16 protein-coding genes are annotated in these 17,214 nt (G+C 47.4%); 11 read left to right on the top strand and 5 right to left on the bottom strand.

Annotation, left to right across the window (positions count from 1 at the left end):
• Positions 1-30 precede the first annotated feature (30 nt).
• Positions 31-609, top strand: a complete 579-nt coding sequence (locus VM802_RS14020; protein ID WP_325531488.1) for a TrmH family RNA methyltransferase — start codon at positions 31-33, stop codon at positions 607-609.
• Between the two features lie 195 nt (positions 610-804).
• Here the strand turns inward: VM802_RS14020 and VM802_RS14015 are convergent, their stop codons facing one another.
• The 3 genes from VM802_RS14015 to VM802_RS14005 form a co-directional block, all read right to left on the bottom strand.
• Complete coding sequence (locus VM802_RS14015) at positions 805-1,158, bottom strand: hypothetical protein (protein WP_325531486.1); 354 nt, start codon at positions 1,156-1,158, stop codon at positions 805-807.
• Between the two features lie 205 nt (positions 1,159-1,363).
• Entirely contained in the window at positions 1,364-3,745 is a 2,382-nt protein-coding gene (locus VM802_RS14010; protein WP_325531484.1) for a ribonucleoside-diphosphate reductase subunit alpha, read from the bottom strand.
• A gap of 101 nt (positions 3,746-3,846) precedes the next feature.
• A complete protein-coding gene (locus VM802_RS14005; RefSeq protein ID WP_325531482.1) occupies positions 3,847-4,821 on the bottom strand; it encodes a ribonucleoside-diphosphate reductase small subunit in 975 nt (324 codons plus the stop codon).
• 453 nt (positions 4,822-5,274) lie between these two features.
• Here VM802_RS14005 and VM802_RS14000 point away from each other — a divergent pair, with 453 nt between their 5' ends.
• From VM802_RS14000 to VM802_RS13990, 3 genes are all read left to right on the top strand, one after another.
• On the top strand, positions 5,275-5,928 hold the full coding sequence (locus VM802_RS14000; RefSeq protein WP_325531480.1) for an ABC transporter ATP-binding protein: 654 nt from the start codon (positions 5,275-5,277) through the stop codon (positions 5,926-5,928).
• A 37-nt stretch (positions 5,929-5,965) separates the two neighbouring features.
• Entirely contained in the window at positions 5,966-7,093 is a 1,128-nt protein-coding gene (locus VM802_RS13995; protein WP_325531479.1) for a hypothetical protein, read from the top strand.
• 80 nt (positions 7,094-7,173) lie between these two features.
• Positions 7,174-7,476, top strand: a complete 303-nt coding sequence (locus tag VM802_RS13990) for a hypothetical protein (RefSeq protein WP_325531477.1) — start codon at positions 7,174-7,176, stop codon at positions 7,474-7,476.
• Between the two features lie 21 nt (positions 7,477-7,497).
• On the opposite strand, the gene VM802_RS13985 is transcribed toward VM802_RS13990, so the two are convergent.
• Positions 7,498-9,051 (bottom strand): hypothetical protein, encoded by a 1,554-nt coding sequence (locus VM802_RS13985; RefSeq protein WP_325531475.1) that lies wholly within the window; start codon positions 9,049-9,051, stop codon positions 7,498-7,500.
• Between the two features lie 155 nt (positions 9,052-9,206).
• On the opposite strand from VM802_RS13985, the gene leuC reads away from it, so the two are divergent.
• From leuC to VM802_RS13955, 6 genes are all read left to right on the top strand, one after another.
• Positions 9,207-10,607 carry a 3-isopropylmalate dehydratase large subunit gene (gene leuC / locus VM802_RS13980; RefSeq protein ID WP_325531473.1) on the top strand — a complete coding sequence of 467 codons (1,401 nt, stop codon included), beginning with the start codon at positions 9,207-9,209 and terminating at the stop codon, positions 10,605-10,607.
• 47 nt (positions 10,608-10,654) lie between these two features.
• A complete protein-coding gene (locus VM802_RS13975; protein ID WP_325531471.1) occupies positions 10,655-11,401 on the top strand; it encodes a class I SAM-dependent methyltransferase in 747 nt (248 codons plus the stop codon).
• 15 nt (positions 11,402-11,416) lie between these two features.
• Entirely contained in the window at positions 11,417-12,016 is a 600-nt protein-coding gene (leuD, locus tag VM802_RS13970; protein WP_325531469.1) for a 3-isopropylmalate dehydratase small subunit, read from the top strand.
• 36 nt (positions 12,017-12,052) lie between these two features.
• Complete coding sequence (gene leuB, locus VM802_RS13965; protein ID WP_325531467.1) at positions 12,053-13,132, top strand: 3-isopropylmalate dehydrogenase; 1,080 nt, start codon at positions 12,053-12,055, stop codon at positions 13,130-13,132.
• Positions 13,133-13,158: 26 nt separating this feature from the next.
• Complete coding sequence (locus tag VM802_RS13960; RefSeq protein ID WP_325531465.1) at positions 13,159-14,664, top strand: 2-isopropylmalate synthase; 1,506 nt, start codon at positions 13,159-13,161, stop codon at positions 14,662-14,664.
• Between the two features lie 317 nt (positions 14,665-14,981).
• Positions 14,982-15,590, top strand: a complete 609-nt coding sequence (locus VM802_RS13955; RefSeq protein ID WP_325531463.1) for a sterol desaturase family protein — start codon at positions 14,982-14,984, stop codon at positions 15,588-15,590.
• A 6-nt stretch (positions 15,591-15,596) separates the two neighbouring features.
• On the opposite strand, the gene VM802_RS13950 is transcribed toward VM802_RS13955, so the two are convergent.
• Positions 15,597-16,274, bottom strand: coding sequence for a M15 family metallopeptidase (locus VM802_RS13950; RefSeq protein WP_325531461.1), 678 nt, complete (start codon positions 16,272-16,274; stop codon positions 15,597-15,599).
• 147 nt (positions 16,275-16,421) lie between these two features.
• Between VM802_RS13950 and VM802_RS13945 the strand changes: the two genes are divergently transcribed.
• On the top strand, positions 16,422-17,204 hold the full coding sequence (locus tag VM802_RS13945) for an SDR family NAD(P)-dependent oxidoreductase (protein WP_325531459.1): 783 nt from the start codon (positions 16,422-16,424) through the stop codon (positions 17,202-17,204).
• The last annotated feature ends 10 nt before the right edge of the window (positions 17,205-17,214 follow it).

The following is a 17,214-nucleotide window of genomic DNA, read 5'->3' as shown; positions in this document are numbered from 1 at the left end:
TTTGCTGTATTAAAGAAATCTATAATCATTATGACACCAGAAAGAACTGACAGGCTGATGTCGGCTTTAAACAAGCGACAATCCAACTTGACTGTGGTGCTGGAGGATGTGCAGGACCCGCATAATGTATCCGCCGTATTACGTACATGCGATGCCGTTGGTATCCAGGATGTATATGTTATTACCACAAAAGCGCCACGCCGCAAGAAGTGGGGACACCGGAGCAGCAGCAGCGCGGATAAATGGATTACCACCCACCAGTTTGAAGATGCAGCGGCCTGTATGAAGGTTGTACGTGAAAAGTATGATAAGATATACACTACTCACCTGGCTGCCGATTCTATCAGTCTCTATAACATCGACTTCTCCTGCTCCGTAGCGCTGGTATTCGGGAATGAACAGAATGGTGTAAGCGATGCCGTAAGGGCCATGGCAGACGGCAACTTCATTATTCCGCAACTGGGTATTATCCGTTCTCTAAATATATCTGTAGCCTGTGCAGTCAGTATTTATGAAGCTATGCGCCAGAAAACAATTGCGGGACATTATGATAAGCCGGGATTGCAGGAAGCACAGTATAATGCGCTGGCAGTGGAGTGGGGATTGTGATTTCTCTGATGATTATAAAGATGAATGATTTGCCTTCTATTATGAGACAGACCATTCATGTTTAAATCAACGCCTGGGTACTTCGCTTAATTTTTTATCCAGTACTTCAATTCTTTTATCCTGGGAGATAATGTATAATGTTGACTCTTCTATCTTCTTCAGGAGTTTGCTGTTGATAGATGTTCATATCCATTTTCAAATTGCTACTTCTTCTACTCCCTGGGCTAAAATTTTTATTTCGCTACCGGTTGAATTTGTCTTTATCACATAGCAATACAAGTTAACATTATCAAAAGCACCTTTCCAAAGCTTGTAAAAATGTAATAAATCCGGATCATCTGCAGGACCAATGTAAGCGGTGTCAATAGTTTCCTTTACATGGATACCTGAGTTCATAGCTGCCTTAAATAAGCAAACTCCTTTGAAGATTATTTTTGACTTTGGTCGCTCTTCATACCAGTCGATAATCATCTCTACGATATCATTTTCACCTAGTTCCCTTCTATCAAGGAATATGCTCGAGGATGGAATCATGCCAATAACAGTCATCAAAATAAAAGTTCATAACAATCGGTTTATATTTACTTTTTTACTTACCAATCTTTAACCACCATGCCCATCTATTTGGAACCTTAAAATCAGAAAAATGGTATAGCAGCCCGTTAAAATGAAATTGTCATGCAATGCCTCAAATTAAAAAATCCCCTCCGGTGTGGAGGGGACTTCCTATATTATACTTAATAACCCTGTTGTATTATGCGCTGCATGTTACGCAACCTTCTTCCATAGTGCAGACAGCCCCTTCAGGAATATCGTCGATGGATATATCGCTGCCGGAGGCCTGGGCCACAACAGGCTGTATCTGCTGACCGCCCTGTTTTTCCACAGTAAACTGTACAGCTTGTGCAGCTGCCTGTGTACGGAGGTAATACATACCGGTTTTGAGGCCTTTCTTCCAGGCGTAGAAGTGCATGGAAGTGAGCTTGGCGGTAGTAGGCGTATCAACGAACAGGTTGAGGGACTGCGACTGGCAAATGAATGCCCCGCGGTCTGCGGCCATATCGATGAGGTTACGTTGTTTGATTTCCCATACTGTCTTGTACAGTTCCTTGATATTGGCAGGGATCTCAGTTATATTCTGGATGGAACCATTGGAGGCAATGATCTTTGTTTTCATGTCATTGTCCCAGAGACCCAGTTCTACGAGGTCTTTCAGCAGGTGCTTGTTCACTACCACGAACTCACCGCTCAGTACGCGGCGGGTGTAGATGTTGGAAGTGTAAGGCTCAAAGCATTCGTTGTTGCCGAGGATCTGCGAAGTGGATGCTGTAGGCATTGGCGCCAGCAGCAGCGAGTTGCGGATACCGTCTTTAACGACGGATGCTTTCAGCGCTTCCCAGTTCCAGCGGGAAGATGGAGTTACGCCCCACATATCAAACTGCAGGATACCTTTTGAAGCAGGAGAGCCGGGGAATGTTTCGTAGGCGCCGTCTTTCTTCGCGAGGTCATTGGAAGCGGTGAGTGCAGCGAAGTAGATGGTCTCAAATATTTCGCTGTTCAGTTTCTTGGCTTCATCGCTTTCGAAAGGATAACGCATAAGGATAAACGCATCTGCCAGACCTTGTACACCGAGGCCGATAGGGCGGTGGCGCAGGTTACTGCGTTGTGCTTCCTCTACGGGGTAGTAGTTGTTGTCGATGATCTTGTTCAGGTTGATAGAAGCCTGGTAGGTCACCTCAAACAGTTTCTGATGATCGAACTGTCCGTCGATAACAAAGCGAGGCAGTGCCAGGGAAGCCAGGTTACATACGGCTACTTCGTTAGCGTCAGTATATTCAATGATCTCTGTGCAGAGATTGGAGCTTTTGATGGTGCCCAGGTTCTGCTGGTTGGATTTGCGGTTGGCCGCATCTTTATACAGCAGGTAAGGAGTACCGGTTTCGATTTGTGCGTCGAGGATAGCGAACCAGAGGTCTTGCGCCTTAACGGTTTTGCGTGCGCGGCCTTCCTGTTCGTATTTTTCGAACAGCTGTTCGAACTCTTCACCCCAGCATTCGTGCAGCCCGGGTGCTTCGTGCGGACAGAACAATGACCAGTTGCCGTTGGCTTCTACGCGTTTCATGAACAGATCTGGAACCCAGAGGGCATAGAACAGGTCACGGGCGCGCAGTTCTTCTTTACCGTGGTTTTTGCGCAGGTCGAGGAATTCGAATACGTCTGCATGCCATGGTTCAAGATAGATAGCGAAGGCGCCTTTACGTTTACCACCGCCCTGGTCTACATAGCGTGCGGTATCATTAAATACGCGCAGCATGGGAATGATCCCGTTGGAAGTACCGTTGGTACCGCTGATGTAGGAACCTGTAGCGCGGATATTGTGGATGCTCAGACCGATGCCGCCGGCGCTCTGGGAGATCTTGGCGGTTTGTTTCAGTGTATCATAGATACCTTCGATGCTGTCCCCCTGCATGGTGAGCAGGAAGCAGGACGACATCTGCGGTTTGGGCGTACCTGCGTTGAACAGGGTAGGAGTGGCGTGTGTGAACCAGCGCTCACTCATCAGGTTATACGTTTTGATGGCGGCGTCGATATCTTCTTTGTGGATACCTACAGCCACGCGCATGAACATATGTTGAGGGCGTTCCACTACTCTGCCTTCTGTTTTCAGAAGGTAAGAGCGTTCCAGTGTTTTGAAACCGAAGTAGTCAAAAGCAAAGTCACGGTCGTAGATGATAGTGGAGTCCAGTATTTCGGCATTGTCCCTGATGATGTCATATACTTCGTCAGATAACAGGGCGGCAGATTTGCCGGTTTTCGGATCGATGTATTCATACAGTTTGGTCATTGTTTTGGAGAATGACTTTTCTGTATTCTTATGGAGGTTGCTCACTGCAATGCGGGAAGCCAGCAGGGCATAGTCAGGGTGTTTGGTAGTCAGGGATGCAGCTGTTTCGGCGGCCAGGTTATCCAGTTCGGAAGTGGTAACACCGTCGTATAGTCCCTGGATCACTTTCTTCGCAACGTCTATCGCATCAACATATTCGGTATTAAAACCATAACAGAGTTTCTCAATACGGGCGGTAATTTTATCGAATTTTACCGCTTCTTTTCTGCCATCTCTTTTGATTACGAACATGGGTCAGTGAATTTTGCTATAGGCTGTTGGCATTTAGCCAGCAGCGTTAGCGGTTAGTAAATAGTTTTTCAGTCTCTTCCCGTCAGGCGGGAGAGTTGTTTTTAGAAATCTTCTTCCAGGCTGAATGTCTGCGATTCCTTGCTGCCACCCATTACACCTGACTTCTGATAATCGCCCACACGTTTTTCAAAGAAGTTGGTCTTACCCTGTAAGGAGATCATTTCCATGAAATCAAAGGGATTAGACGCATTGAATATTTTCGAATAGCCGAGCTCGCTCACCCATCTGTCGGCCACAAACTCAATGTATTGGGCCATCAGGCGGCTGTTCATACCGATAAGGTCTACCGGCAGCGCTTCGGTGATAAATTCTTTTTCAAAAGCTACGGCTTCGGTGATGATCTGATGTACCTGTTGTTCACTCAGTTGGTTTTCCAGCATGCTGTAGAGGAGGCAGGCAAATTCGCAATGGAGACCTTCGTCACGGCTGATCAGTTCATTGGAGAAGGTCAGGCCGGGCATCAGTCCTCTTTTCTTCAGCCAGAAGATAGAGCAGAAGCTGCCGCTGAAGAAGATGCCTTCTACTGCTGCGAAAGCCACGAGACGTTCTGCAAAAGTGCCGTTCTCAATCCAGCGCAGCGCCCAGTTGGCTTTTTTCTGTACAGCCGGAACAGTATCGATTGCATGGAACAGGCGGTCTTTTTCCACCGGGTCTTTAATATAAGTATCGATCAGCAGGGCGTATGTTTCAGAGTGGATATTTTCCATCATGATCTGGAAACCGTAGAAACAACGGGCTTCCGGGATCTGTACTTCGCTCATGAAGTTCACTGCCAGGTTTTCATTTACGATGCCATCGCTTGCGGCAAAGAAAGCCAGTACGTGAGATATAAAGTGGCGCTCACCATCGTTAAGGCCGGCCCAGTCTTTCAGGTCACTGCTCAGATCTATTTCTTCTGCTGTCCAGAAACTCGCTTCATGCTTTTTATATTGCTCCCAAACTTTAGGGTACTTGATCGGCAATAACACAAAGCGGTCCTTGTTCTCTTTTAAAAGAATTTCATTCTCGTTACTCATATTAATATTTTTATCTGGTACTGTCGGAGGTTCTCGGTCTTTCTGGTGGGGGTTAGCATGCTGAAATCTTTAAGGCTTGCATTTACTACCTATCTGTCATTCTCAGCTGTGCATCATCCTAAAATCCATACGTCCAGGATTACAAATGTAAGCAACCAGTTATGGCAGGAGGAATCAAGTTTTCAACAGGTGTGGAAAAAGAACGTGAACATTGTTGGAATATAGTGACGGCGCATGTTTCACGCTATCCACCTTCTGTGTGTATGTAATATGTTTTTTATGTGAAGAAAATTATCCGGATAAGATATTTATATGGATATTTTTTGTACTGAATAATCTAACATGATGATCATCAGCATAAAAAATGCAGTTAAGAAATTTTTGTTAAAATGAGGGCGGGAGCACCCTATATATGTGTTAATTTTTCATATTTACAACCTTAATTATTTGCGTATGCCCGGACCAGTTATTGCCCTTCATGCGGTAAAAAAGAGTTACCAGGATGTACCGGTACTGGATGTACCCCACCTCGAGCTGCCGGAAGGCATCTGGTGGCTGCAGGGCGAGAACGGCGCCGGCAAAACCACGTGTATGAAGGTGATGGCGGGCCTCATTCCCTTCAAAGGTGAAATAGTGCTCCAGGGCGATGTCAGCAGCCGTAACCACCCGGTGCGCTTCCGCCGGCTGATCAACTATGCAGAGGCGGAGCCGTTGTACCCCTCTTTCCTCACGGGCCGCGATCTCCTGGAGCTCTACCTGGGCACCAAAGGGGGCGACCGTAAACAGATCATGGAAATGGGGGAAGAGATGGGCGTTCATCTTTTTATGAACAACCCGGTGAGCAGCTATTCCAGTGGAATGCTCAAGAAACTTTCCCTGCTGCTGGCTTTTACCGGAGACCCTGCCCTCATTCTTCTCGATGAGCCGCTCATCACTATTGATACCCGTACGCTGGGCATCATGTATGAGCTGATCCGCTCTCACAGCGCCAGGGGCGTTTCCTTCTGCATTACCTCCCATCAACCGCTCGATCCCGAAATGATCACACTGACAGGGACACTCCGCGTAGAAAATAAAGGAATTCAGCTTTCAACAGTTAGTATTTAGTGATCTGGCCGAAAGCTGATCGTCAACCAAAACAGGCATGCACACTACCACCGCCATATTGCACAAGATTTTCACACGCCAGTTCTATATCCAGAACATTGGCTTCTTTTTCCTGATCTTTTATTTATTGTTCGGCGTTGTGGACAGCAGCAACCTGGCTTCTTATCACCTGGGGCTGGTGCGCGGCTTCCTGGGCAGTTACGGCTTCTTCGGACTGGTACTGCTCCTGTGGGCCTTGTATGCATTGAAATGTACCGGTTTCGTGCTGAAGGTGCTGCAACAACAGGGCTATGAATTCCTGTATTCCACCATGGGCAGTATGAACCGCGAACGGCGTATCCGGGAGTGGATCGGCATTCAGGTTTCTATCTACCTGCCATTGCTGGTGTATGCCGCTTTTGCTACTATTGTTGCCTGTTGGTTCCGGGAATATTTTAAGGGGATTATCATCATCGTGTTCAACCTACTGATGTGCGTGTGGCCGTTGACGTTATATGAAAGGAAGTTATCACAGCCCGATGTGTTGTTCTTCACCGGCAGCCTGCGACGCTGGATCAACCGGCATTTTACCAGACCGCCGCTGTTGTTTTTTATAAGCGAACTGACGATCAATTATCCGAGGCGGTTGTTCAGTACCAAACTGTTTTCAGTGGGCGTACTCTGGATCACCTTCTTCCTTATGATGCAGGGAGACTATTTCGATCTGCGCGGATTGCAGATAGGCGTGATGCTTTGCGTACTGCTGCACATGCAACTGATGGTACACCACCGTGCATTCGATGATACTTATCTCAGTTTCATGGATAACCTGCCTGTGCCGCTGCTGCGGATTTATATAAGGCAGATAACTATCTACCTGCTGTTATTTCTTCCGGAGATTATCATGATTACTGCTAATGCTTACGCGAAAACAACGGTTTACGGTCTGCTCACCGTTTTTGCAACGGCATTGTCGCTCCTGATACTGTTCCGCTGCATACTGTACTTCCCGAAAGTCTCGCCGGAGAAGCATATACGCTATGCGTTACTGACCTCTTTCATTGTGCTGTTCCTGGTGCTGGACAGTAAGCAATGGCTGGCAGTGGCCCTGATGCAAGCCCTCGCCGCACTGATCTTCTTCCGGAAGTACCGCACATACGAACCATATGTAGATCCGGATCTGTAGCTTATAGAGATGTTAAAAGTGACGTTTGGATTTGCAGATTTCCCCGCTGTAATGTAAACTGCATACAGAAAATATTACCCATGGCAAACGACAGCAAATCGCCGCATATTTTAAACACCTCCACCAACCTGCTGGGTTTCTGCCTTATTGTGCTCACCTCTATCAAAGTAGCGCATTTCAGTAATGTCACTATCATCGACGACATTACAGGGGTTGCCGCCATATTGCTGATGGCCAGCTGTCTGCTCTCTTTTCTTTCTATGAGGAGCACACGGCCAGCCCGGAGTGAGCGACTGGAAATGGTGGCTGATTATACTTTCCTCGTGGCGTTGATATGCGTGAGCATCACCATTGTGGTGGTGTCGTTTAACCTGTTGTCGTAGTGGAAAAGTAAGCAATCCTGATTAAATCCTCTTTTCCTTGTTTACAAATTTTCTGTGTATCACTTCCTGTACAGGGATCATTTCAATTTTGCTTTCCAGCCATGAGATAATATCCAGGTAGAGGAATGACCTGCGTTCGTAAGGATCTTCAGAAATATGCACCAGCCTGTCCTTTAGGTCCACAAAGGCATTGCGCAGCTCTTTGGGATTAGCGTAAATGTATTTGCGCAGGAACTTCATGATCTCTTCCATCACCAGCCCAAGATCTTTGTGTTTGGAGATGAAGTGATAGACTGATTTGATGAGATATTCTACCAGGCTATAGTTTTCCAGCTCATAATGCGCTATCAGGTGGAGAATGCGGGCAAAGCACTGTATATCTGCCCGGAGGTTACCGATTTTCAGGTTGATGATCTTGTTGAGGTAGATGATGGCTTTGCTGTTGTCGCCGCTACCAAAGTAAAGACAGGCGATCTTATAATAGAACACCAGTACACGGTGTTGGTCTATCTTCAGGGTATGATTACTGATTTCTGTTTCCAGTTCAGGCACCATAGCCAGACCCTCTGTGAACGTGCCCTCCAGGAAGTAGCGGTTTATCTTGGCTGTGTATAGGTATACAAATGCCGATGTGCGCGTATTTTCATGGAAGTTCTCCTGGTTGGTTCTGATAAAGAGTTCCAGGTCACAGAGCGCTGATTTGAACTTTTCGAAGTTGGATGTATAGAAATGTGCGGTCAGCAGGTTATGCTGTGCTTTGATATACAGGTCCATATCCGTTTGTTGCAGGGAGGGGTATTTTTTGAAGAGATCCACCCATTTCTGCGTATAGCGGTAGTACATCAGGAAATCCTGCAGGATGTAGTAATACCAGCAGGAGGCCTGGAACATGTAGGCTTTCTCATAAAAGCTCATTTCTGCATGGGTAAGTTCCGGCAGCTGGCTTTCAAAGAATGACTTTACCATCTCGGCATCGCGTTCGTTGCGTGCGTGGCCCATTTTGAGGTACAGGCCATACATGCGGAGCGATAAGGTAGAGAGACGGCTGATGTTGGTGAGCTGTTGCTCTATCTGCCTGGACTCTGTACTGAGGGCTTCTGCACGGTTTTCCAGGCTGCGGGTGATATGTCTTGACTCTATCAGCTTCTCAAACTCCACGATCTCATATCCCAGCATCACTTCCGCCTGCGCCAGCGCAGCGATTTTGGCTCTGGCCAGTATTTTCAGGCTCTGGTTATACAATCCTTTATTATATAACACGCGGGCATGATCCAGCTGCTCGCGGAGATCTATCAGCGGATCGCGCTGCTTGTGCAATTGCCGCAGGCTGGAGAGGAGGTGTTTATACAGATGAGCTTTTACATTGGAAAGCTGCTGTTTCTTCAGGTCAGGAACTTTCTTCAGGATCTGCTCTTCATTATAATCCTTCATTTTGTCCAGCGTAGTGAAAAGCTGGATAAATAATACGTCTTCTTTCGTATTGTTTTTGTTGAATGCCAGCTGAAAATTGCGTTTTTCAGCTTTGGTGAGGGTTTTTATTAATATGAATAAAGCATCACTTTGACTGTTGGGCATCGTTAATAAAATCTTGTAAGTTGTTGATAGACAAATAATTGATGTTTATCAACGTAGTTTAAAAGTTGTAATTAAAGCAAATTTAGCGATATGGCAATTAATTATTGACCATTAGATTTGAAGGTATAAAACATTTTAAAAAGGAAGCATAAAGGATGGGAAAAACGTTATTTGATAAGATATGGGACAGTCACATCGTGATGAGCAAGCCGGGACATCCGGATGCAGTGTATATTAACACGCATTTTATTCATGAAGTAACGAGCCCTCAGGCGTTTGACGGTTTGCGCAAACGCAGCATACCAGTTTTTCGTCCGGCGAAGACCAGGGCGACAGCGGATCACAACGTACCGACGATGGATCAGCACCTGCCTATTAAAGAAGCGCTCAGCCGTCACCAGGTGGAGATGCTCACCAAGAATACCGCAGAATTTGGAGTAGAGCTATATGGCCTGGGTCATCCGTTCCAGGGCATTGTCCACGTAATCGGGCCTGAGCTGGGCATCACGCTGCCGGGCATGACCATCGTATGCGGAGACAGCCACACCAGCACGCATGGTGCATTCGGCGCAGTTGCCTTTGGTATCGGTACTTCCGAAGTGGAACAGGTACTTGCAACACAATGCATCCTGCAATACAAGCCTAAACGCATGAAGATAGAGGTGAATGGTCAACTGAAGCCAGGTGTGGTTTCGAAAGACATCATCCTCTATATCATCTCTAAAATATCAGCATCCGGCGCTACCGGTTATTTCGTGGAGTATGCAGGAGACGCTATCCGCGGTCTCAGCATGGAAGCGCGTATGACCATCTGCAACATGAGCATCGAAATGGGTGCGCGTGGTGGCCTCATCGCACCGGATGAAACTACCTTCAGCTATATCGAAGGCCGTCAGTTTGCGCCACAGGGCGCTGAGTGGGATAAAGCCCTGGAATACTGGCAAACACTGTATTCCGACGCGGATGCACAATTCGATAAAGTGCTCACTTTTGACGCTGCGGACATTGAACCTCAGATTACCTATGGCACCAATCCAGGTATGGGTATGGGCGTTACCCAGCATATTCCGGTACTGGAGCAGCTGGAAGAAAAAGAAAGACCTTCTTTCCGTAAATCCCTCGAATATATGGATCTCCAGCCAGGCAGTGGTTTGCTCGGCAAGAAAGTGGATTATGTATTTATTGGCAGCTGTACCAACTCACGTATTGAAGATCTCAGGCTCGTGGCTGATTTCGTGAAAGGCCGCCACAAAGCAGACGATGTAGTGGTATGGATTGTGCCGGGATCAAAACAGGTAGAAGCGCAGGCAAAAGCAGAAGGTATCGATAAGATCTTTGCTGAAGCTGGCTTTCAGCTGCGTGAGCCGGGATGTTCAGCGTGCCTCGGTATGAACGAAGATAAAGTGCCCGCAGGTATGTACTGTATCTCTACTTCCAACCGCAACTTTGAAGGCCGCCAGGGCCCCAATGCCCGCACCTTCCTCGCCAGCCCGCTCACAGCTGCGGCTGCCGCGATCACCGGCAAGGTTACCGACGTAAGGGAAATGATGAGTTAATAATAAGGTTAGCCTTTAGTGAGGCTAAGCCTGAAACCTGAATATCCATGTGGAACGCAGTATTATATAAGGAAAAGCACAGCTTTGTTTTTGAATACGGAAATAGTTTGATCGACTGGCTGAAACCGCAGACCGGAGAGGTGATCCTCGACCTGGGTTGTGGCACGGGAGAACTGACTGCGCAGCTGGCAGAAAGCGGTGCACAGGTAACCGGCGTGGATGCTTCCGCTGAAATGGTGGCCAGTGCAACGGAGCACTATCCACAGGTATCTTTCGAAGTGGCGGACGCAACTACGTTTGCACTGCCACAGCAATATGACGCCATCTTTTCCAATGCTACCCTGCATTGGGTGCGTGAGAAAGAGAAAGCTATTGAGCGTATGCATGTGCACCTGAAACCCGGAGGCAGGCTGGTAGCCGAATTCGGTGGTAAAGGCAATGTGCAGCACATTACGTCAGCCGTAAAAAGAGCTATGCAGCAGCGGGGATATGACTGTCCTGATGTATGGTATTTCCCTTCTCCCGCAGAATATGCTACCCTACTGGAAAAAGCAGGATTCAGGATAGACCGCATTCATTTCTTTGACCGGCCTACAAAACTGGAAGATCCCACTACAGGTATCAGCACCTGGCTGAATATGTTCGGTCATCTGTTCTTTATCAACATACCGGAAAACGACCGCACCTCCATTATCGAACAGGTACAGCAGGAGCTGACGCCGGTTCTCACGAAGGAAGATGGTAACCTGTATGCTGATTATGTCCGTTTACGTGTATCAGCTGTAAAAAATTAAACTGTAAAAATTATTATGAGCAAAATATTCCAACATCTTGTTTCTGCTGCGGTACCTGTACCCATAGAAAATATCGATACAGACCAGATCATCCCGGCGCGCTTCCTGAAAGCGACTACCAGGGATGGTTTCGGTGAGAACCTTTTCCGTGACTGGCGTTTTGATACCAATAACCAACCTAAGGCAGATTTCATTCTTAACAATCCTACCTACAGCGGTAAGATATTAGTGGCCGGCAAAAACTTCGGTTGTGGTTCATCCCGCGAGCACGCTGCCTGGGCGATTGCTGACTATGGCTTTAAAGTAGTGGTGAGCAGCTTCTTTGCCGACATCTTCAAGAACAATGCACTCAACAACTTCATTCTTCCGGTGCAGGTGAGCGAAGACTTCCTGGATAGTATCTTCAAAGCGATTGAGACTGATCCGAAAGCGGAGATAGAAGTGGATCTGGAGAGCCAGTTGATCAGGATTGTGGCTACCGGTGAACAGGAGAGCTTCGACATCAATCCCTATAAAAAAACATGTCTGCTCAATGGTTATGATGATATTGACTACCTGCTGAGCTTACGCAGCGAAATCGAAAAATACGAGACAACAAGACCTTTCAATTTCTAATCTTAAAAGCTAATCTACTAAAGCTAAAAGCGAACTATGGGCGTTGAGAAGAAAATCTTAGTAATACCCGGCGATGGGATAGGACAGGAAGTAACGGCATGGGGACAGAAGGTACTGTCGGCAATTGCTGAAAACTATCACCACACCTTCATTTTTGAGGAAGGCATTATGGGACATGTGGCTATTGAAGCTACCGGCGAGCCGTTGCCCGATGAAACACTACAGAAAGCAAAGAACAGCGATGCTATCCTGTTTGGCGCTATCGGACATGCCAAATACGATAATGATCCTACGCTTAAAGTAAGACCGGAGCAGGGTTTGCTCAAGATCAGGAAAGAGCTGGGACTATATGCTAACCTACGCCCGATAAAGCTGTTCGACGAGCTGCTGGAGGCCTCCAGCATCAAGCCGGAGATACTGCGCGGCGCAGATATTCTCTTCTTCCGTGAACTGACAGGTGATGTTTATTTCGGAGAGAAGAAAAGAACAGAAGACAGAAACACTGCTTCTGACCTGATGATCTATCATCGTTATGAAGTAGAACGCATAGCCCGCAAGGCTTATGAAGCTGCCCGCACCCGCCGCAGCAAGCTTTGCTCAGTAGATAAAGCGAATGTGCTGGAAGCAAGCCGCCTCTGGAGAGAAGTGGTACAGGAAATAGCGAAGGAATATCCTGATGTGGAAACAGAACATATGTTCATTGACAACGCTGCCATGCAGCTGATCAAAGATCCTAAACGTTTCGATGTAGTACTCACGGGTAACCTGTTTGGCGATATCCTCACGGACGAAGCCTCTCAGATTGCAGGCTCTATGGGCATGCTGGCCTCCGCCTCCGTAGGAGACCAAGTGGGTTTCTATGAGCCTATTCATGGTTCTGCACACGACATTGCAGGTAAAGGAATTGCCAACCCACTGGCCTCTATTCTCTCTGCAGCCCTCATGCTGGATATTTCTTTCGGACTGAAGACCGAATCACAACGGGTTATCAAAGCAGTGGAAGCTACACTCAGACAAGGTTTCAGGACTATGGACATCGCCAATAAACATACCGTTAATGATTTCATCATGGGTACCGACGCGATGGGAGCTAAAGTATTAGAGAACCTCAATTAATCATTACACTAAAAACATTATTTATCATGGATAAAAATCGTGTATACGTTTTCGATACAACCCTGCGTGATGGTGAACAGGTGCCTGGTTGCCAGCTGACTACTGTGGAGAAGATAGAGATTGCCAAAAAGCTGGAGGCGCTTGGTGTTGACATTATCGAAGCGGGTTTCCCTATCTCCAGTCCGGGTGATTTTCAGAGTGTGGTGGAAATCTCCAAGGTGATCAAAGAGTCTGTGATCTGCGCGCTCACCCGTGCCAACACTACTGATATTGATGCTGCCGCAGACGCCCTGCGCTTTGCTAAACGCGGTCGTATCCATACTGGTATTGGTTCTTCCGACATACATATCAAACATAAATTCAACAGCACCCGCGAACAGATTGTTGAGCGTGCGGTAGCTGCTGTGAAATATGCCCGTAAGTTCACTGACGATGTGGAGTTTTTTGCGGAAGATGCAGGCCGTGCTGATGTGGAATTCCTCGCCCGTATGATTGAAGCAGTGATTGCTGCCGGCGCCACTACAGTGAATATTCCGGATACGAACGGTTACTGTTTGCCTGATCAGTACGGCGCTAAGATCAAGTACCTCGCGGATCACGTGCCTAATATAGACAAGGCTATTATTTCTGTGCACTGTCATAATGACCTTGGTATGGCTACTGCCAACAGTATTGCAGGTATTATAAACGGCGCCCGCCAGGTAGAATGTACAATCAATGGTATTGGTGAACGTGCAGGTAACACTTCACTTGAGGAAGTGGCGATGATCCTGAAAACGCACCACAGCCTGGGATACCATACCAACATCCATTCCAAAGGTATCTATGAGCTGAGCAATATGGTAGAAACCATGATGCGCATGCCGGTGCAGGCTAATAAGGCCATCGTGGGCCGCAACGCCTTTGCACACAGTTCCGGTATCCACCAGGATGGCGTACTGAAACACCGTGAGAACTACGAGATCCTCAATCCCGAAGATGTAGGCATCAACTCCAATGCGATCATCCTGACGGCCCGCAGTGGCCGCCATGCGCTGAAGCATCACCTGGAGCGCCTGGGTTACAAGTTGGATAAGATCAATCTCGATGAGGTATATCAGCGCTTCCTGGAGATGGCTGACAAGAAAAAAGAAATCAACGATTCCGATCTGCTGCAACTGATGGGTAGCGGCGACGCCAAAAACTACGATGATAAAGCCATTAAAGTGACTTTACTCCAGGTTGTATGCGGCGATCCGCTGCGTCCGATGGCTACGGTGAAGCTGAAGATCAACGGTGAAGAGAAGGAAGCCAGCGCGGCAGGCAACGGCCCGGTAAATGCTACTATCAACGCTATCCATGCCATCATTAAAGATGACATTGATCTCGATGAATTCAGCATCCAGGCTATGCATGGCGGTAGTGAAGACGTGAGCAAGGTAAATATGCGCGTGAAACACAACGGGCAGTCATTTTATGGCTACGGTTACTCCACCGACATCGTGAACGCCTCCGTGAATGCATATGTAGATGCGCTGAACAAGATCTATTAGTATTAATACTCCTATTCAACACTCATCCCCACCTGAGAGGTCTTTCGTAACCGGCTTCTCAGGTGGGGATGATCCGTTATACGCTTTTAATACCTATGAGAATCGAATGACGCCTGAAGAGCTCCCTTACTGGCAAACGAGTGAAGAAAGACCCCGCCTTCCGCATTTCGGGCAACAGGGTTGTACGTAACTGTAACTTTCATTTTGAGATTCCGATATATTCTACACTTCATCCACCTAATCCTACAGTTCAGCTGAAATTTGCTCGCTGTCTGTCTGCAATAAAGCATTTTTGAAGCAGAAAAATTATTGCAGCCATGACCGCACGGAAGGTCCGTAATAAAGGCCAGGCCAGGCTTTTCGAGAGCCGTTACCTGGAAATGCTGACTAAAACACACCCGCTTGTTATATGGGGTATGTATATCCCGCTTATTTCCTATATGCTGTATTACAGCTACAGCAGCCTGCATTTCCGGCTGCCAGTGATGGCGCTTGTTTTTGCAGGTGCTTTGTTTGCCTGGACATTCTTTGAATATATCATGCATCGCTTTGTATTTCACATTGTCAGTGAAAAGCCTGCGTTGCAGCGGATTTCTTACCTGTTGCACGGTACGCATCACGAGTTTCCGCGCGATAAGCAGCGTCTCTTCATGCCGCCGGTGCCCAGCCTGATCATTGCTTCCCTGCTGTTTGGCATGATGCACATCGTTATGCACAATGCAGCTTTTATCTTCTTTCCGGGATTTCTGCTTGGCTACCTGTTGTACGGTTCCCTGCACTATGCCATTCATGCCTGGAATCCGCCCTTCCCGTTTATGAAGCCTTTATGGCGTAATCATCATCTTCATCATTACAAGAGTGAAGAGAGAGGGTTTGGGGTGAGTACATCGCTGTGGGACAGGGTGTTTGATACCTTTTTTGATTAACTGCATTTACATCTCCATATCCATGATCGGATACTTCTTATAATCCGGCAGGTAGTAATGCCACCATTCTGTGCGTGATCCTTTGAAGCCGTATTGCTTCATGGTATCGCGCAGTAATTTACGATTAGCCGTTACTATTGGGTCGCCGGGTTGGTATTGTTCATGCGCTTTGAAAGTGAAGTCGTCGAAGTCCGTGGGCATAGCCACGGGCTTTCCTGTTTTCAGGTGTACCATGCTGAGATCCACGGCTACGCCGCGGTTGTGGCCAGAGCCTTTACGCGGGTCAGCGGCGTAGAGATCATTGGGTTTTATTTTAAACATAGCCTCTGTGACGTGGTAGGGGCGGTAAGCGTCATAGATGAGGAGGCCATATCCTTTTCGCTGCAATGCTTCCTGTATCTTCCTGAGGGCTTTGGCAGCGGGCAGCCGGAGGTATATGCCGGCGCCGTTATAGAGCCGCTGCCGGGTGAAATTATTTGTTGTAGCGTACCGTACATCTTTTCTGATGCCGGGTATAAATGTTTCCAGATTTATGAGTTGTTGGTTGCTGTCGGCTTTCACGAGCTGGCTATACTGCTGGCGTGTAGTGATCACTGTTAGACCGTATTTATTGGGCTTGATTTGCTGGGCAGCCGAGGGCAGTGCGAAGGTGCAGAGCAACGGCAGTAACGACAGTAATTTCATGTGCTGAAAAATGGTAAAATGCATGCAATCTTTCCGGAAATTATTGAATTTTAGTAAAATTAGGCAAGAAAGTATAAAATAGAGTGAAAATACAATTGCAAAACCCATGTATAAATAGGTATTTTAGAACCCTTAAATTTTTTTAATATGGAGCTGTTCAGATTAGATCACAAAGTGGCGGTTATCACGGGTGGTGGTAGCGGCATAGGACAGGCAATAGCCAGATGCTTCGGTGCACAGGGTGCACAGGTACATATTATAGAGCTGAATGAGGAAGGCGGGAAAAGTACAGCGGAAGAGATCAAGGCAGCCGGCGGCCAGGCCACCGTACATGCCTGCAACGTAGCCGACCAGGCAGCAGTGATCAGTGTGATGGACAACATCGTAAAAACAGCCGGTAAGGTGGACATCCTGGTGAACTGCGCGGGCATCGCTCACGTAGGCAACCTGGAGAACACAGCAGAACAGGATTTCGACAGGGTATACCAGGTGAATGTGAAAGGCACCTACAATTGCATGTATGCCGTAATAAAACAGATGAAAGAGCAGGGTGGTGGTGTGATCCTCAATATAGCGTCTATCGCATCCAGTGTGGGTATACCAGACAGGCTGGCTTACTCTATGAGCAAGGGAGCTGTACTGACCATGACCTTATCCGTGGCTAAAGATTACCTGGGCAGCAATATCCGCTGTAACTGTGTGTCTCCGGCGAGGGTGCATACGCCTTTCGTGGATGGCTTCATTGCCAAGAACTATCCGGGCAAAGAAGCGGAGATGTTTGAAAAGCTCAGTAAGACCCAGCCGATTGGCCGTATGGCTAAACCTGTGGAAGTGGGCAACCTGGCACTCTATCTCTGCTCTGATGAAGCAGGGTTTATTACTGGCTGTGATTATCCGATTGACGGCGGTTTTATCCGATTGAATAATTAGTTTTTAGCCT

Origin of the sequence: Chitinophaga sp. (assembly GCF_035538455.1) — a bacterium.
GTDB lineage: Bacteria > Bacteroidota > Bacteroidia > Chitinophagales > Chitinophagaceae > Chitinophaga.
The sequence above is the reverse complement of the archived record's forward strand: the minus strand, read 5'-3'. Positions and strand labels throughout refer to the sequence as shown.

Coding starts and splice junctions, on each gene's coding strand:
- VM802_RS13945 (WP_325531459.1), top strand. CDS start 16,422: ATGGAGCTGTTCAGATTAGATCACAAAGTGGCGGTTATCACGGGTGGT.
- VM802_RS14020 (WP_325531488.1), top strand. CDS start 31: ATGACACCAGAAAGAACTGACAGGCTGATGTCGGCTTTAAACAAGCGA.
- VM802_RS14015 (WP_325531486.1), bottom strand. CDS start 1,158: ATGACTGTTATTGGCATGATTCCATCCTCGAGCATATTCCTTGATAGA.
- VM802_RS14005 (WP_325531482.1), bottom strand. CDS start 4,821: ATGAGTAACGAGAATGAAATTCTTTTAAAAGAGAACAAGGACCGCTTT.
- leuD (WP_325531469.1), top strand. CDS start 11,417: ATGAGCAAAATATTCCAACATCTTGTTTCTGCTGCGGTACCTGTACCC.
- VM802_RS13995 (WP_325531479.1), top strand. CDS start 5,966: ATGCACACTACCACCGCCATATTGCACAAGATTTTCACACGCCAGTTC.
- VM802_RS13955 (WP_325531463.1), top strand. CDS start 14,982: ATGACCGCACGGAAGGTCCGTAATAAAGGCCAGGCCAGGCTTTTCGAG.
- leuC (WP_325531473.1), top strand. CDS start 9,207: ATGGGAAAAACGTTATTTGATAAGATATGGGACAGTCACATCGTGATG.
- VM802_RS13950 (WP_325531461.1), bottom strand. CDS start 16,274: ATGAAATTACTGTCGTTACTGCCGTTGCTCTGCACCTTCGCACTGCCC.
- leuB (WP_325531467.1), top strand. CDS start 12,053: ATGGGCGTTGAGAAGAAAATCTTAGTAATACCCGGCGATGGGATAGGA.
- VM802_RS13960 (WP_325531465.1), top strand. CDS start 13,159: ATGGATAAAAATCGTGTATACGTTTTCGATACAACCCTGCGTGATGGT.
- VM802_RS13975 (WP_325531471.1), top strand. CDS start 10,655: ATGTGGAACGCAGTATTATATAAGGAAAAGCACAGCTTTGTTTTTGAA.
- VM802_RS13990 (WP_325531477.1), top strand. CDS start 7,174: ATGGCAAACGACAGCAAATCGCCGCATATTTTAAACACCTCCACCAAC.
- VM802_RS14010 (WP_325531484.1), bottom strand. CDS start 3,745: ATGTTCGTAATCAAAAGAGATGGCAGAAAAGAAGCGGTAAAATTCGAT.
- VM802_RS14000 (WP_325531480.1), top strand. CDS start 5,275: ATGCCCGGACCAGTTATTGCCCTTCATGCGGTAAAAAAGAGTTACCAG.
- VM802_RS13985 (WP_325531475.1), bottom strand. CDS start 9,051: ATGCCCAACAGTCAAAGTGATGCTTTATTCATATTAATAAAAACCCTC.